Origin of the sequence: Shewanella sp. 1CM18E, from assembly GCF_023161665.1 — a bacterium.
Lineage (GTDB): Bacteria > Pseudomonadota > Gammaproteobacteria > Enterobacterales > Shewanellaceae > Shewanella.
Genome location: NZ_JALNTW010000006.1, coordinates 121,754 through 138,041, shown reverse-complemented (window position 1 = coordinate 138,041; position 16,288 = coordinate 121,754). Strand labels below are relative to the sequence as shown.

Sequence of the window (16,288 nt, the reverse complement as noted above, 5' to 3'; positions counted from 1 at the left end):
AGCAGAACAGTCCTTTTCGTAAGCTTGTAATCGTACTCAGCCTTTTGGCGAGTGCTATTTTACCTTTACCGGGAGGAGAGTTCTCTCCTCTATCATAACTATATGGATATTAAGATGTTGTCCTTCGATGAATTTAAGTTGCGACGTGCTCAGGGCGCGTTGTTAGGGCTGGCTTGTGGCGATGCTTTAGGAACCACTTTAGAATTCAAGCCCAAAGACAGTTATCAGCCATTAACGGATATGGTCGGTGGTGGGCCGTTTAAGCTAAAAGCAGGGCAATGGACAGATGATACTGCCATGATGCTGTGTTTAGCCGATAGCTTGGTTGAAAAGGGAAGCTTGGATTTGTCGGATCAAGCCATGCGCTATTTGCGTTGGTATCAAGAGGGGGAGAACTCTTGTACAGGAACTTGTTTTGACATTGGTAATACTGTTCGTGATGCCTTGATGTCGTACAAAAGAAGTGCTGTTCCTGAAAGTGGTTCGACAGCTGAGTATGCCGCTGGAAATGGAAGCTTAATGCGTATTGCTCCCGTCGCCTTATTTTATGCTAATGCCACTGAGGCAGAAGCAATGGAGGCTGCGGCGCAGTCCTCGAAGGTAACCCATGCCGAGCAGCGCTGCATCGAGGCATGCGAGCTAATGACTTTGCTAATTCATCGTATTTTGAACAGTGAATGCCTGCCTCATGAACATTTCTTTATCACTCAAGGGGTCAGGGATTATCTAAATTATCGACCAGATTGTCATGCGGACATCAGAGCCATTTGCGAGGGGGATTTCATTGATAAACCCCGTGAAGCCATTCGTGGAACAGGCTTTGTTATTGACGCATTCGAAGCTGCACTGTGGTGTTTTTGTCAAAGTGATAACTTTGAACAAGGCGCGTTACTTGCTGCAAATCTAGGAGAAGATGCTGACACCACCGCGGCTATTTATGGCCAGCTAGCAGGGGCCTTTTATGGCGAACTAGCTATTCCAAAAGGCTGGTTGAATAAGCTAGCGTGGCAGCGCCATATTGCAGATACTGCATCGTGGTTAATAGCGCGTCCTGATAACCAATTGGTTGCTAGTTTTATTGAATTGACCAGAAAACAGATAAACGGACTCGAGAGCCGTGATGTGCCTTTGTATAGCACGGCTTACCGCTATGGATTGATGGTGAGTCATATTAGTTATGAAGCGCCATTTTCCAGAATTAGGTTGGACTGCCTAGCTGATTTTAGTGACTGGTTAGAGACTGCTTCATTTCGTGATTGTGTGAGTTGGTTGATCAGAGTTGTCCGCTTTGAACGCTGTATGGATGGAACAATTGCGGCCTGTATTGAAGATGGTTCGCTTGAATTACTACTTAGAAGACTTGAAGTGTTGGTTTCCAGCTCATTACTAGAACCTGTCGCTTCTGAAATAGATCCCTTGGCGGCTATTTTGAAACTTGTTGACCAAGGCGAGCTATGGATGACCGGTAGCATTAAGTCTTTAGAGACTTTTGCTCGAGTGCTGCAATCTAAAGCCATTTCGCTAATGGCTTTACCTAGGCCAGGGGAACGCCTCTATGTGGTGCATCCTTTACAGGGGTATGAATCGAAGAGTGCATATGGTGTAGAGCCACACAATCATAACCTAACAGACGAAGAGCCTTTATGGGGTGAGGTTCAAGCAAACTGGAACTCTGACACTAAGTTCAATATTCACAGCAAACATTCTGGTTTGTTTGAATTAGAAATAGGCGAAGGGATCCGCTTGTTTGCTAATGTCTTCAATGAGGAAGGAGAGAAGCGCTTAACCATTTACGAGAAAGAGTCATTTGATCCTCGTTACCTAAGTCAATCTTTATCGGCAATGATGAACGCTTGGCAAAAGTGTGATGCATTTAGGCATGAGCCTCAGTATTTAGAAGCAGTTAAGCAGTTGAGTTTAGAGCAAGAAGCATCTGGGACTAATAGCGAGAGAGCTACCGTTAAGCCATGGATGAATGATATTAATGATCTAATGTATTGGCGGGGTTATGAGTTAGGTGTTTCGACCGACGAAAGCGCGATCAACATTTTTGAACATAGAACCAATTGGACTGGCCCTCATGAATCGATAATGGAAGTTGTGGTGGTTGAATCATTTGCGCCTGATGTGGATAAATCGACAGTGACTAAATACCTGTCATTCAGAGCTAAGCAAGAAAATCCTATGGTCATTTGTCAGCATTGCGGCAAGTTAACCTGGGCTGATTGGCATATGGGAGATGGTTTGTGCGAATCCTGTGCTTGCGCAATAAAAGGTATTGTTTTCTAAGATACTAATGCATATTAGTTCGGGCTAAATCATACTAATACCTTGTTGTGGTTAGTTAAAATTCGTCACATTGTTATAAGCGCGCATTTGATGAGGCTTGTTTTTTATCCAAGCCTCTTCGTTTCTAGAGTTGAGAATACTATCTACCAGCCGTGATAGTTTTCGAGTAGCCTCTTGAGGATGTCCTTCTGCGTATCATCGAGTTGCATGCACATGTCGCCAAACTGAGGGTAGCGAAAACCGCGAGCAAGCTCCTCCCGTTCATACTTGTTAGCAAGGTCAATCTTTGTTGTTTCAAGGTATTCACTTTTATCAGCAAGGCTTTGTGACATCATTAGCTCCGTCGTGTGTCGTGTGTTATAGCAACTAGCTAAAGCGTAGCTCAAAAGCCTGTCTGCATTGCCTTTGCTGTCAAGTATGAGCTTTTTAATATCGATGTCGATTTCATAAATATCTTGAACTTGGTTAAGGCTTTTTCGATGTGGAGCGAGAGTGTAACCACGCCCTAAATAATTCAGGCAGTCTTTGACGGCGTGTAAAAACTTAACTTGTTTAGGGGAGTCTTCTCTAACAGGTAAAAGTCGATCAACTAGCATGCCTGTCAGGTTTTCTTCTGTATTCTCTACACCTGGAATCGTGACTCTTGCATATTTAGTTGTTCCAGCTTCAACCCACCAAAAGCCAGTGTAACTATCGTCATTTGAGTAAAGACCAAACTCTGTATGCTCAATCCCAAACGTTGACTTTACAAGCTGAGGCAACGCTTCGTTGAAGCTTTGCACGTTATGAATACCATTACCCCAACAAATGCACTTCATGGCCTCTGTGTGGCTTAGGGATTGTTCCTTTTCAAGCTCTTTTGCATTGCCCTTTGCTTGCTCAACGGTTAAGCCCGTTGGAAAAATGAGTACATTCTCAATTAAAGATAATTTAGTTAAGTGGTGCGTATCTTCAAGTCGCTCCTTTGCATAAGGGGGCTTTACTGCAGTGTTAATCTTGTTGTTCATAATAGGTTCCAGACACTTGCAATCGTCACTTACAAATCGGTTTGGGCAAGCGTAAAAGTCACTGCCGCATATATAGTGATGACGGCAGAATAGTTAATAAGTAAAAGTGTTTGTTGTTTAGGCTCAATAGAGCCTCGGTCACTGACCGTCGTTATGTACGATTTGCCTTATCTACACCGATGCAAAATGCTATTGATGCCTGTCTATTAATCTAATTTTTATCCGTGTTACGTAATCTAGTGAAAGACCACAAAGCTTAAGAAAGCGAGCCCAATGGCTCGCGAGTTGTTGCTATAAACTGTCCTCTAATTTTTGTGCCCAATGTTGTTCAGCGATATCGAAGTAAATTTCTGGTGGTAATCCAAAAATCGCCTCAAATTCATCATCAAACAAGCCGCAGAAGTTTTGTATTTCGTCTTTGAGCAGCAGTAACACCATGTACATATCCAAATCTTCCAGATATTGACTATCAAGCTCTGGATGTTCTTCTTGTATCGATTTACTGATACTCATACCCAAAACCCTCCCAGCAGAATCTCTATGTTGATAGATGTATCGACTAAAACTTAATTCCACATCACCTTCTTCTGTTACTTGGTGGCCAGCCAGTAACAAAACAGTGATATGGTCGCTCCAGGGCGACTTGGATTGCCTTTGATATTCTCTGATGAAAAGTGACTTCTTATCGCTCATAGTGGCTCCTAATTGACTAATGATTTGTCCTCATTAGTAGGTAGGGTTGCTGCATGCGAATTATTGAAGTGTTGGCGAAAAAACGTTATTAGCTGTTCTTGCTGTATTGGTTTTATATACGTTCTGGTTAGGTGCTTTCTTAATGAGAACTCTAAGAAATTCACCTCAGTCTCAAATGTAAATTGGTCTTGTTCTGCGAACTGTAGCTCTTCTTTAAGGCTGTTAGACACCTCATCAAGTAACCTAACCAGTGCGTTTAATTGAACTAAAAAACTCGCTTGCATCTATGTTCTCCTGTTGTCTTTATTGTTCAACAACTAGGTAGGAACTAGAAAAGCGAGTTTTGCTGAGTTAGCTGTAAAATAGTGAAAAGTTTTCACTGCATATTAGATCTTATTACATGTAGTCGATATAAGTACTGACGAAGTGAATGAGGATGTGGCTTTCTAATGGGTCATCAATCTCAGCCCAAATTCCTTTTTGAACGTCAAAGTAGAGTTTTTCGTACTCTTCATAAAAGTCCAGCTCGTGCGAATCCTCTTCGGTTTGCAATTGAGCGATGAGCATAGAAAGTAATGCTAGTGCGTTATTTAACTTCTTTTTCTTCTGCGACAGAATTTGGCAATTTTCGTCCAAATTTATGTCTTCGTTATCTAGCTCTTCAGCTGTTGGTTTTAGCTTGTTCATTGTTTACTCCATTTTATTAGGTAAATGGGAGTCGATTGACTCAGTTGTTTGTAACAATGAATAGGTAGTTTCATGGATGGCAAACTATGTCTTTTTAGTGCAAAATTCCCCTAGGATTCCCCAATGCAGTTTTTAATCGTCTGAATTTATTCGTCTTTATTTTGCGTTATTGGGTCTATTTTTTGTACAGTAAGGTGGGTTAGGGTACTGATATGAAACAAATTTCCTCCGTTCTATTTGTATGTATGGGCAACATATGCCGCTCGCCGTCTGCAGAAGCGATGTTTCGAGACAAGGTGATTCAAGCTGGTCTTGATATTGAGATTGATTCGGCTGGCACCATTGCTTATCACCAAGGTAATCCACCAGATAAACGCTCCATTGCGACTGGTGTCAAACGCGGCTTGAATTTTGATGGTATGACAGCAAGACAAGTTGAGCTTAAAGACTTTGCTCATTTTGACTTAATTCTCGCAGCAGATAATCAAAACCTTCAGGATTTACAGCGGATTTGTCCTGCACAGTTTAAGTCCAAACTAGCTTTGATTTTAGACTTTTGTGAATTTGATGAAAACGCGGCAATTTATGCTGAAGTGCCAGACCCTTATTATGGCGAAGGTGACGGCTTTGAGCTGGTGTTAGATCTGCTTGAGAATAGCTGTAGCCAATTAGTGCAGCGGATCCAAAGAGGTCGTATCTAGCTTAATTCAGCTGGAGTTTCAAAGCCATAATTACAGATACAGATCATTTGCTTGGATAGTTGGTTGTTACCTTTAGTTTTTGCGGTGACACAAAAAAGCGCTAATTAGCGCTTTTTTGAAAGAGTATGAGCTAGCCTTAGCTAAAACGCTTACCCGAACGCTTAAGGCGCTCTTGCTCTTTACGGGCTTCTTCTTTTGCTTGTTTCTCTGCCAGTAATCTAGCTACTTCAATTTTTTCTATTTCAGCCATTTCAGGCGTTTCAAGTGATAATTGACCGATGCGTCCTGCACGGAAATCATGCAATAACACTTCTGATGCTTTATGTAAGTCGATGCGCCCACCTGGGCGTAATGCGCCGCGGTTACGGCCAATCGCTTCAAGTAGCTCGATATCAGTGCCTGGCATCTGCTTGATTTTGTAACGCTCTGCAATCGCTTCTGGATACGCAGTTAAGAAATACTCTGCTGCAAACATAGCAACATCTTCATATTCCATTGCGGTATCTTTAATTGCGCCAGTCACTGCTAAACGGTAGCTACTTTTTTCGTTGTCAACTTTTGGCCACAAAATACCTGGGGTATCCGACAGTACGATACCGTTCTTTAAGTTGATACGTTGCTGAGTTTTCGTTACAGCAGGCTCATTACCGGTTTTTGCAATCATTCGACCAGCTAGGGTGTTGATGATGGTAGATTTGCCCACGTTTGGGATCCCCATAATCATAGTGCGGATATCTTTTTCAATTTTGTCGCGACTTGGCACAAACTTACGGCATAAATCAGGGATTTTTTTAACTTGTCCAGCCTGCAAGGTAGTGATTGCCATTGCTTTAACACCTTGCTCTTGCTCAAGGTATTCAATCCAAGCTTGGGTTGTTTCTGGGTCGGCTAAGTCAGATTTATTCAGTAGTTTGATACAAGGCTTATCGCCGCGAAGCGTCTGCACCATTGGGTTTTCACTACTGTAAGGGATCCGAGCGTCAAGCACTTCGATGACCAAATCGACTTGAGGCATTACCTCTTCGATCTCTTTTCGTGCTTTGTGCATGTGTCCTGGATACCACTGAATTGCCATGTGTGTGCTCTACTATCAAATTACATAATTGCTGGGATTTTACCTTGTAACGCTTAAGTTTAACAAACAAAAAGCGCCCTAAGGCGCTTATTGAGCTGTTATTCAGTGCGAATGTGGCTAAATAACGCCTAATTCACGTAAACGCTCCATTAAATAACTATCGGCGGTGTAGTTATCTGAAAGCTTAACCTCTGGATTCGGATGCAGAAACAGCGGCAATGAAATACGTGATTTCGTTTTATCTAATCCCTCAGGGTTGATGACTCTATGGCTTGTTGACGGAAAGTAACCGCCTGATGCTTCTTGAAGCATATCACCGATATTAATAATTAAATTGCCAAAATCGCTAGGTACGTCAATCCAGGTACCATCTTTTAACTGCACTTGTAGTCCTGGTTCATTTGCAGCAGGCAATACTGTAAGTAGATTAATGTCTTCGTGGGCTGCAGCGCGGATAGCACCCATTTCTTCATCGCCTGACATCGGCGGATAATGCAGGACTCGTAGTAATGTTTTTTGACTATTCTCAATCATTTTGGGTAGTGCGATTGAGAATTTTTGTTTGACGTCTGCAGGGGAGTATTGTTCTACCCATTCAAGAAGCTCTGCCGCTAAGCTATTGGCGCTAGCATAATAAATTAAAATATTATCTTTTAAAGAGTCCGGGATACGTCCCCAAGGGTAAACATGAAAATACTCTTTAATATCTTTAACGCTATGGCCTTTTGCTGTTTCCGACACTTCAGCAGGAAAGAAACCATCTTGAGTTTCTGGCTTAAACAGATAATTGCGTTTTTCATCTGAGTTAAAGAATTGGTGCCATTCTCGGTATATATCTTCTACAAGTTGCTTGTTGATAGGGTGATTAGTCAGTACGCCAAAGCCCGTTTCTTTTAGAGAGGTGACAAACTTTTCTGCTGCGTCATTTGCGCGATAATCGATCGTTTCTAGTGTCATTATGTTTCTTCTTATTACTAAACCCGAGGCAAGTTTAGCGGTGCATAACACGGCGCGCAAACCTAAGTGACCTTGATCACACTCAACATTGTTTCGCTTATCGAAAGCTCTTTGTTGGCAAGGCAGTAAGCCGATAAAATTTAATCGCTTAAGGCGTAACAGTGAGCGAAAAAATAATGACAATTAATTATCACCGTAATTCACTTAAGTCAGAGTAACTGGTACGCCGACTAAATATTTTAGCCTTAGTATTAACGATAAATGACAGACTTAGGTATTAACCAGCGTTTATGGCGGCAGTTAACAGTTTAAGCTAACTAAGTTAAGCTATTGAGTAATCTTGAAAGCTTTTCTCCACGTATTGGGTCTAGTGGTAAGTAGCTGCTAGTAGTAAGTAATGTTAACCATCATTGCTGTATTGAGCAGTGCCAAGATGATTGAGAGAATTAAGATAGTTGTAAAGCAGCTAGATAGTATAAGGGGCTGAGATTTAATGCGTAAACTGACAGAATTTGAAAAGCACGTCATCGAACAGAAAGGCACAGAACGTCCTTTTAGTGGCGAATATAATCAACATGATGCCCAAGGTGTTTATTGCTGTAAAAAATGTGATGCACCACTTTATCGCTCTGAAAGTAAGTTTAATGCCCATTGTGGCTGGCCAGCTTTTGATGACGAAATTCAAGGCGCGGTAAAACGTAATATAGATGCCGATGGTAGACGGGTTGAAATTGTTTGCAATCAGTGTGAAGGGCACTTAGGCCATGTGTTTGAAGGCGAGTTATTAACGCCTAAAAACGTGCGCCATTGCGTAAACTCTGTTTCGATGGTTTTTAAGCCATTAGAGCAAGACACTAATACAACTAAGCTTGAATTAGCCACATTTGGCGGTGGCTGTTTTTGGTGTATTGAAGCGGTGTTTTCTGCAATTAAAGGAGTGAGCAAGGTCACATCTGGTTATGCTGGTGGTGAGGCTAATGATGCTAACTATAAAGCGGTTTGCAGTGGTAATACGGCTCATGCAGAGGTTGTTCAAATTGAATTTGACCCTAGTATTGTCAGTTTTGAATCTTTATTAGAGGTGTTTTGGGTAAGTCATGATCCAACTACATTGAATCGCCAAGGTAATGATGTTGGTCCTCAATACCGCTCAGTTATTTTTATTCATAATGAGCAACAAGCTTTGATTGCAAATAGTATGATAGACGATTTAACCAGAGTGGGGGCATGGCCAACCCCGATTGTTACTCAGATTGTTGCCTATGATGGCTTCTTTCCCGCAGAGACTTATCATAATGATTACTATGAGCTAAATGGTGAACAACCATATTGCCAAATGGTGGTTAAACCTAAAGTCGACAAAGTAAAAGCCTTGTTTGCAGATAGACTTAAGGGCTCGTAGATATTTTTTATTAGAATAGATAGTGGATACTCTTTCCCAGTTCAGTAATTAGCGTGAAACAAAAAAAGACAGGCTTAAGCCTGTCTTTTTTTGTTGTCTTACAGTTGTTTGATTAAGAATCAAGCTTATCGTCAGCCACTTTGTAATGTGGATCTTCGATAAGGTTAACTTCAACTAAGTCACCGGCTTTTGCTAATAGTTCTTTACAGTCATTACTTAAGTGACGTAAATGCAGGCGCTTGCCTGCGCCAACGTAACGCTCTGCAAGTGTATCAATTGCATCAAGTGCAGAGTGATCGCAAACTCGTGAGTTTTGGAAATCAACAATCACATCTTGTGGATCTGTTTTGGCGTGGAATAAGTCTAAAAACTCAGCAACTGAACCGAAGAATAACGGACCATTTAGCTTGTATACTTTCCAGCCGTTTTGATCTTCACTGACTTCAACGTTGATGTGCTTAGCATGTTCCCAAGCAAACACGAGTGCTGACACGATAACACCGACAAATACGGCAAATGCAAGGTCGGTAAACACAGTCACAATGGTAACTAGTACAATCACAAATGCATCGTGCTTAGGCACTTTGCGCATCACTTTGAAACTTGCCCACTCGAAAGTGCCCAGTACAACCATAAACATCACACCGACTAGCGCTGCTAGCGGGATCATTTCAATTAATGAAGAGCCAAATAAGATAAAGGCAAGTAGTGCAACAGCCGCTGTAATACCTGATAAACGTCCGCGGCCACCCGAGTTAATGTTGATCATCGATTGACCAATCATCGCACAGCCACCCATAGCGCCAAAGAAGCCACTGGTGATATTACCTACGCCTTGACCAATACATTCTTTGTTACCGCGACCACGAGTACCTGTCATTTCATCGATAACCGTTAATGTTAGTAACGATTCAATTAAGCCTACTGCAGCTAAAATTAACGAGTATGGCAGAATGATGTACAAGGTTTCTAAGCTGAACTCTACCGCAGGGATTGAGAATGTCGGTAGGCTACCTGCTATCGTAGCATTGTCGTTACCGCTCATTGATTTTAGAAAATCTAACACTGTGCGGGTATCAAGATTTAGAAAAGTTACTAGCAAGGTTACGGTTAAAATAGCTGCTAATGAAGATGGAATCGCGGTGGTTAGTTTAGGTAAAAATTGAATAATCGCCATGGTGAGGGCAACTAAACCTAACATCAAAATAAGCTGATCTTGTGGTAACCAAGTCATGATGCCGTTTGCATCAGGTGTTTTAAATTGACCTAATTGCGCTAGGAAAATCACGATCGCTAAGCCGTTTACAAAACCTATCATCACCGGGTAGGGTACGATACGGATAAATTTACCTAGCTTAAATACCCCAGCAGAAACTTGGATAAGACCAGCGAGTACAACTGCTGCAAATAAATATTGCACGCCATGTTCAGCAACTAAAGCGACCATAACCACGGCCATAGCGCCAGTTGCGCCTGAAATCATGCCTGGGCGACCGCCAATTAGTGCGGTGATAAGGCCCATAATAAAGGCGGCGTATAAGCCAACCATAGGTTCTACGCCAGCAACAAATGCAAAAGCGACGGCTTCAGGAACCAATGCAAGGGCTACGGTAAGACCAGAAAGTAAGTCAGCTCTATGGCTGGCTGTTTTGTGACGAATAAGATCGAACATTTAGCCTCTGTTAAATATATGTTTTGGTGGTAATAATAATTTGCCGCGAATACTAACAAAATTACGGCAGTTTGAACATAAAAAAGCCATGCCCAGAGGCATGGCTTTCAGCTGCAACAGTTAACTTAAATTAAGTACGAACTGTTTCAGAGTTTGCAGTGTTAGCCGTTCTAGGCTTTGCTGCTTCAGCGGTTGAAGCTTCATATTGGCGACCGGTAGGTGTTGCAATATTCTCTCTGCTTTCAACTGTTGGTTTAGTCGTTTCTGACATCACCATTGAACCAAAGCGGCTAGTTGCTTTTACTGCAGGCTTAGCTGCTACTGGCGTTTCCGCCGGTGCTTCAGTTTTTACTTCTACCTTGGCTTGGGCTGGAGCAATTGCTGCAGGTCTTGCCATAGGTGCAGATGCTGTTTTAGCAACGGCTACTGTTTCGGTAACAACTGGTGCTTCTGCTTTCTCTGCAACAGTTTCAGTAGCAACTGATGCTTCAGCTTTCTCTGCAACAGTTTCAGTAGCAACTGGTGCTTCAACTTTCTCTGCAACAGTTTCAGTAGCAACTGGAGCTTCAACTTTCTCTGCAGCAGTTTCAGCCACAACTGGTGCTTCAGCTTTTACTTCAGCTGTTTCAGTTGCAACAGGTGCTTCAGTTTTTACTTCAGTAGTTTCAGTTGCAACAGGTACTTCAGCTTTTACTTCAGTAGTTTCAGTCACAACTGGTGCTTCAGCTTTTACTTGGGCAGTTTCAGTAGCAACAGGTGCTTCCGCTTTTGGCATTTGCACTGATGCAACTTCAATTGGCTCTACAGCAGTTTCTGCAACCACAACAACAGGTGCTTGAACTTCTTCAGCTACAGGTTTAGCTGTATTGTCAGAGAAGTCTTCAACAACGTTTGGCTCAAATGCTGGAGTCGCATTTGGATCGTTTTGTTGTGCGTCTTCATCGCGACGGCGACGTTGGCCTGCTGCACGTAAATGACGTGGGCTACGACGGCTTCTGCGTTGACCATCACGTGGCTCACGAGCGTTTTCTTCTGAACCTACAGGTTCTTCGCTTGTTTCCGCATTAGCGATAGTGTCTTTTTCAACTTTAGCTTCAACCTTTTCAGCTACAGGCGCTTTTGGTGTTTCAACTACTGCTGGTGTAGCAGTTTCAACAGCGACTTCTACTTGCTCAGTTACCGCTGCTTCAGTTGGTTCCACTTTCGCCTTTGGCTTACGTGGTTGACGCTTTGGTTTTGCAGGCTTGTCATCATTTGATGGCTTAGCTTGTGCTTGTGCTTGTGTTTCAGTTGCAACAGCATCAGCTTTAACTTCTTCTTGCTGTTCGTTGTTTACGCGAACTTTGCGGCGCATGTTACGACGTTGACGACGTTCACGTGCTGCTTCTTGCTTAGGCTGTTCGTTAGTTGTGTCAGCTTTATTGTCTTTACGCGGCTTTTCGTTACGAGCTTGACGCTTGTTGTTTTCTTCAGTTGAAGAACGGTTGTCATTATTTTCGTTACGGTTGTTCTTGCGCTTATCTTTGGTTTGCTCAGCGTTATCGTTGCGGTTACGACGATTATCGTTGCGACGATTGCTGTTATTACGGCGGTTGTTATTACGACCTTGATTGCGGCTGTCTTTCTCTTGTTTCTTTGGCTCTACTTTTGGCTCTTCTTTGCTAGTAAATAGCGAGCTAATTGCAGCAGCGATTTTAGCGAAGAAACCTGGTTCTTCTTTCTTAGTGACAGCAGGTTTGCTTTCTTCTACTAGTGCTTTTTTAGGCGTAGAGAATCCTTTAAGTGCAGGTTGAGGTGACGCTGCTCTTTCAAGTTTACGTGGCTCGTAAAGTTTAGATTCTTCTTTTTCTAGCAACTTGTAGCTTGATTCGCTGATTTCATCATCTTTACGGTGACGAACTACGCGGTAGTCTGGTGTTGTCATGTTTGGATCTGGAATGACATACACTTCAACATTGTGACGTTTTTCAGTGATACGAATCGCTTTACGCTTTTCGTTCAATAGGAACGCTGCAACATCAACAGGAACCACGGCTTCAATTTGCGAGGTATTCTCTTTAATCGCTTCTTCTTCCATTAGACGAAGAATAGATAGCGCTAGCGACTCAGTACCACGAATGGTGCCTTGGCCGTGACAGCGAGGACATAGGTGAGCTGCTGATTCTTCTAGAGAAGGGCGTAGACGTTGGCGAGACATTTCCATCAAACCAAAGCGAGAAATACGGCCTAACTGCACGCGAGCACGGTCATGGTGAACGGCATCTTGCATACGTTTTTCAACTTCACGTTGATGACGTACAGGCGTCATGTCGATAAAGTCGATAACAACTAAGCCACCTAAGTCACGTAGACGTAATTGGCGAGCAATTTCATCTGCAGCTTCTAGGTTAGTGTTTAGGGCTGTTTCTTCGATATCACCGCCTTTAGTTGCGCGGGCAGAGTTAATATCGATAGAAGTCAGTGCTTCTGTTGGATCAATAACGATCGAGCCACCAGATGGTAGGCGCACTTCACGTTGGAAAGCAGACTCAATTTGAGTCTCGATTTGGTAATGAGTAAACAGTGGCACTTCAGCGTCATAACGCTTAATACGTTCGACAAAGTCTGGACGTACAAGAGAAACGTGCTCTTTTGCTTGTTCATAAATGCGTGGGTGGTCAATTAAAATCTCACCAACATCACGACGTAAATAGTCGCGAATTGCGCGAACAATAACGTTACTTTCTTGGTGAATAAGGAAAGGCGCTGGTGCACTTTCTGCAGCTTCTTTAATTGCGGCCCAGTGGTGTTGCAGTACTTTTAAGTCCCACTTTAGCTCTGCTGGGTCTTTACCTACACCGGCGGTACGGACGATAAGCCCCATGCCTTGTGGTACTTCTAGTTCTGCTAATGCAGCTTTTAGTTCTGTACGCTCATCACCTTCGATACGACGTGAAATACCGCCAGCGCGAGGGTTATTTGGCATTAGAACGAGGTAAGAACCTGCAAGACTGATAAAGGTAGTCAGCGCGGCACCTTTATTGCCCCGTTCTTCTTTATCAATTTGAATAATAACTTCTTGGCCTTCTTTAACCACTTCCTTAATGCTAGGACGGCCTTGGAAAGAGTAACCTTTTGGAAAGTATTCGCGAGCGATTTCTTTAAGTGGAAGGAAGCCGTGACGTTCAGCACCGTAATCAACGAAAGCCGCTTCTAAAGACGGCTCTACTCGTGTGATGGTACCTTTATAAATATTAGCTTTCTTTTGTTCATGACCTGGGCTTTCAATATCCAAATCATACAGTTGTTGCCCATCAACAAGGGCAACGCGCAACTCTTCAGATTGAGTCGCATTGATTAACATCCGTTTCATGATGACGTAATTCTTCTTTATATAAGGTCATCAAACGATACAAATTTCACTGCATTACGGGCCTAGGATTACAATACGAAGCCTCACGGCTGGTCTCTAGGCAAGGTGCGCATAACTGTTAGACGCATTCGCTGCGTGTCGCATCCTATTTATGGCTTATTTTTTTATGTTTACAAAAAACAAGGAATTCGTTGTTAAATGTCAACCAACCCCATAAATTCTTAAATACTTTCCGGTAATGCCAATTCGAAATGGTAGCGTCTGACGACAAGTTAAAATTATTCTTCGAAATTGGGGGCGTTTTCAGTAGAGAAACCAGTTGTAAGTTGGGCTTGCGCTTTGATTTAGTCGTGAAGGCAAATTGGTGGCCTTTTTATTGATACAACGACCCGTAAATCAATGATTTACTATCAAAACATAAACATTTTTAGTCTCATGCTGTAACGTCATGCAACGCTGACTACAGGATACTTTATCCATGGAACACCAGCGATAGCGTGGGAAATATAGCAATAATAGATAAAATCAGCAAATGGAAAGGCACAATTCTTTTGAGTTGTTGTACAATGCTCTGCAACGAAATACATAACGGCGCAGCATGAATACTCCATCTCCAAAAGCACAAGTTCAAATGGTCACGATTGATGAAGACCACGTTGGACAACGTATCGACAATTTTCTTTTAACCAAACTGAAAGGCGTGCCTAAAAGTATGATCTATAGGATCGTGCGTAAAGGCGAGGTACGTGTAAACAAAAAACGTATTAAGCCAGAATACAAATTGGCCGATGGCGATGTGGTGCGCGTGCCTCCAGTAAGAGTTTCCGAAAGTGAAGGGCGTCCGGGCCCATCAGCAAAACTGACTAAAGTATCGCAGCTTGAAGAACGGATCTTATTTGAAGATAAATATCTTATTGTATTGAATAAGCCTTCAGGTATTGCTGTTCATGGTGGCAGCGGTGTTGAGTTTGGCGTAATTGAAGCAATGCGTTCATTAAGAACTCAGCAAAAGTTTTTAGAGCTAGTTCACCGTTTAGATAAAGAAACCTCAGGCGTGTTACTGATTGCTAAAAAACGCAGTGCCTTGCGTCACCTGCATGATCAACTTAGATATAAGAAAATGCAGAAAGACTATGTCGCGCTTGTTCGTGGTGAGTGGCAAGCTCACGATAAAGTGGTTAAAGCGCCATTGTTAAAGCTGACACTTAAATCGGGTGAGCGAATTGTTCGAGTTAATAAAGAAGGTAAAGAGTCTGAGACGCGTTATAAAATCTTGCAACGCTACAGCGACTCGACGCTAGTTCAGGCAAGCCCAGTTACCGGCCGAACACATCAAATTCGTGTACATTGTCAATATGCGGGCCATCCAATCGCCTGCGATGAGAAGTACAGCGAACAGAAGTTTGACGACTCTATGCGTGCACAGGGATTAAATCGATTATTCCTGCATGCTGCGCAATTAAAGTTTACGCATCCAGAAACGGAAGAAGTGATGCAAGTTAAAGCCCCACTTGACCCAATACTCGAATCAACCTTAAAGAAGTTAAAGAAAGTATGAAGCCTTACGAATTAATCATTTTTGACTGGGATGGAACCCTAATGGATTCTGTCAGTAAAATTGTGACTTGCATGCAGCAGATGGCAAATGCGCTGTCGATAGACGTTCCATCTGAGCAAGCAGTAAGAGATATTATTGGTCTTTCTATGGAGGAAGCATTTAAAACGCTTTATCCATTGATGCCAGTTACTGACTTTAAACCTATGGTTAATTCGTATAAAGAGCATTACTTAACACTGAACACGACGCCAAGCCCGTTATTTGAAGGCAGTGAATCGTTGTTAACTGAGTTGAGCGCACGAGATTACCGTTTAGCTGTTGCCACAGGTAAGGGCCGTAATGGGCTAAATCGAGTGCTTAACGAAACAGGTCTTGGGCGTCACTTTGAATCGAGCCGCTGCGCAGATGAGTCAAAGAGCAAACCGAATCCTGATATGATCCTTGAATTGCTTGAAGAACTAAAAGTAAAGCCTGCGGCTGCACTTATGGTTGGTGATTCGTTGCATGACTTAAATATGGCGAATAACGCTGGTGTTGATTCTGTAGGCGTGAGTTACGGTGCGCATAGTGAATCTCGATTATTGCAAGCAAAACCAAAAGCGATTATCCATCATCCGACCCAGTTGCTGAATATCTGTAGTTAACTATACACAAAGCGGATATTTAGCTTTGGTTTTCAACTCAGCATGAGAGTTTAGTTATCTTTAGAGGGCTATAACTGTGGTTATAGCCCTTTTTCGTTTAAGACCCTGGCTAAATCAGGTCTATAGATAGGCAGGAATGAGCGAGTTGTCAGCGAGTTTGTCGTTGAATAAAGACTGGCTGTAATAGTGATTTTAGTTTGACTGTACTCAGTGTCAGAGCTCTGTTAGTAAGCGCATTCATATTCAGACAA

12 protein-coding genes are annotated in these 16,288 nt (G+C 42.6%); 5 read left to right on the top strand and 7 right to left on the bottom strand.

Annotation, left to right across the window (positions count from 1 at the left end; all coding sequences use genetic code 11):
• Window positions 1-114 precede the first annotated feature (114 nt).
• A complete protein-coding gene (locus MSG37_RS10490; protein ID WP_248470622.1) occupies window positions 115-2,289 on the top strand; it encodes an ADP-ribosylglycohydrolase family protein in 2,175 nt (724 codons plus the stop codon).
• 143 nt (window positions 2,290-2,432) lie between these two features.
• Here MSG37_RS10490 and MSG37_RS10485 read toward each other — a convergent pair whose 3' ends face one another.
• The 3 genes from MSG37_RS10485 to MSG37_RS10475 form a co-directional block, all read right to left on the bottom strand.
• Window positions 2,433-3,296, bottom strand: coding sequence for a hypothetical protein (locus MSG37_RS10485; protein ID WP_248470621.1), 864 nt, complete (start codon window positions 3,294-3,296; stop codon window positions 2,433-2,435).
• Window positions 3,297-3,587: 291 nt separating this feature from the next.
• A complete protein-coding gene (locus MSG37_RS10480) occupies window positions 3,588-3,989 on the bottom strand; it encodes a hypothetical protein (RefSeq protein WP_248470620.1) in 402 nt (133 codons plus the stop codon).
• A gap of 396 nt (window positions 3,990-4,385) precedes the next feature.
• Window positions 4,386-4,676: a hypothetical protein gene (locus MSG37_RS10475; RefSeq protein ID WP_248470619.1), complete on the bottom strand. Its 291-nt coding sequence runs from the start codon at window positions 4,674-4,676 to the stop codon at window positions 4,386-4,388.
• Window positions 4,677-4,888: 212 nt separating this feature from the next.
• Between MSG37_RS10475 and MSG37_RS10470 the strand changes: the two genes are divergently transcribed.
• Complete coding sequence (locus MSG37_RS10470; protein ID WP_248470618.1) at window positions 4,889-5,377, top strand: low molecular weight protein-tyrosine-phosphatase; 489 nt, start codon at window positions 4,889-4,891, stop codon at window positions 5,375-5,377.
• 136 nt (window positions 5,378-5,513) lie between these two features.
• Here the strand turns inward: MSG37_RS10470 and ylqF are convergent, their stop codons facing one another.
• Together ylqF and MSG37_RS10460 are read right to left on the bottom strand one after the other, a co-directional pair.
• A complete protein-coding gene (gene ylqF, locus MSG37_RS10465; protein ID WP_248470617.1) occupies window positions 5,514-6,452 on the bottom strand; it encodes a ribosome biogenesis GTPase YlqF in 939 nt (312 codons plus the stop codon).
• A 117-nt stretch (window positions 6,453-6,569) separates the two neighbouring features.
• Window positions 6,570-7,409, bottom strand: coding sequence for a 2OG-Fe(II) oxygenase family protein (locus tag MSG37_RS10460; protein ID WP_248470616.1), 840 nt, complete (start codon window positions 7,407-7,409; stop codon window positions 6,570-6,572).
• Window positions 7,410-7,902: 493 nt separating this feature from the next.
• Here MSG37_RS10460 and MSG37_RS10455 point away from each other — a divergent pair, with 493 nt between their 5' ends.
• Window positions 7,903-8,811, top strand: a complete 909-nt coding sequence (locus MSG37_RS10455) for a bifunctional methionine sulfoxide reductase B/A protein (RefSeq protein ID WP_248470615.1) — start codon at window positions 7,903-7,905, stop codon at window positions 8,809-8,811.
• A gap of 112 nt (window positions 8,812-8,923) precedes the next feature.
• On the opposite strand, the gene MSG37_RS10450 is transcribed toward MSG37_RS10455, so the two are convergent.
• A complete protein-coding gene (locus MSG37_RS10450) occupies window positions 8,924-10,483 on the bottom strand; it encodes a SulP family inorganic anion transporter (protein ID WP_248470614.1) in 1,560 nt (519 codons plus the stop codon).
• A gap of 130 nt (window positions 10,484-10,613) precedes the next feature.
• Complete coding sequence (gene rne, locus MSG37_RS10445) at window positions 10,614-13,835, bottom strand: ribonuclease E (protein ID WP_248470613.1); 3,222 nt, start codon at window positions 13,833-13,835, stop codon at window positions 10,614-10,616.
• A 598-nt stretch (window positions 13,836-14,433) separates the two neighbouring features.
• On the opposite strand from rne, the gene rluC reads away from it, so the two are divergent.
• Both rluC and MSG37_RS10435 read left to right on the top strand, forming a co-directional pair.
• A complete protein-coding gene (gene rluC, locus MSG37_RS10440; RefSeq protein WP_248470612.1) occupies window positions 14,434-15,393 on the top strand; it encodes a 23S rRNA pseudouridine(955/2504/2580) synthase RluC in 960 nt (319 codons plus the stop codon).
• Window positions 15,390-16,037: an HAD-IA family hydrolase gene (locus MSG37_RS10435; protein WP_248470611.1), complete on the top strand. Its 648-nt coding sequence runs from the start codon at window positions 15,390-15,392 to the stop codon at window positions 16,035-16,037. The genes rluC and MSG37_RS10435 overlap by 4 nt, the downstream gene beginning before the upstream one ends.
• The last annotated feature ends 251 nt before the right edge of the window (window positions 16,038-16,288 follow it).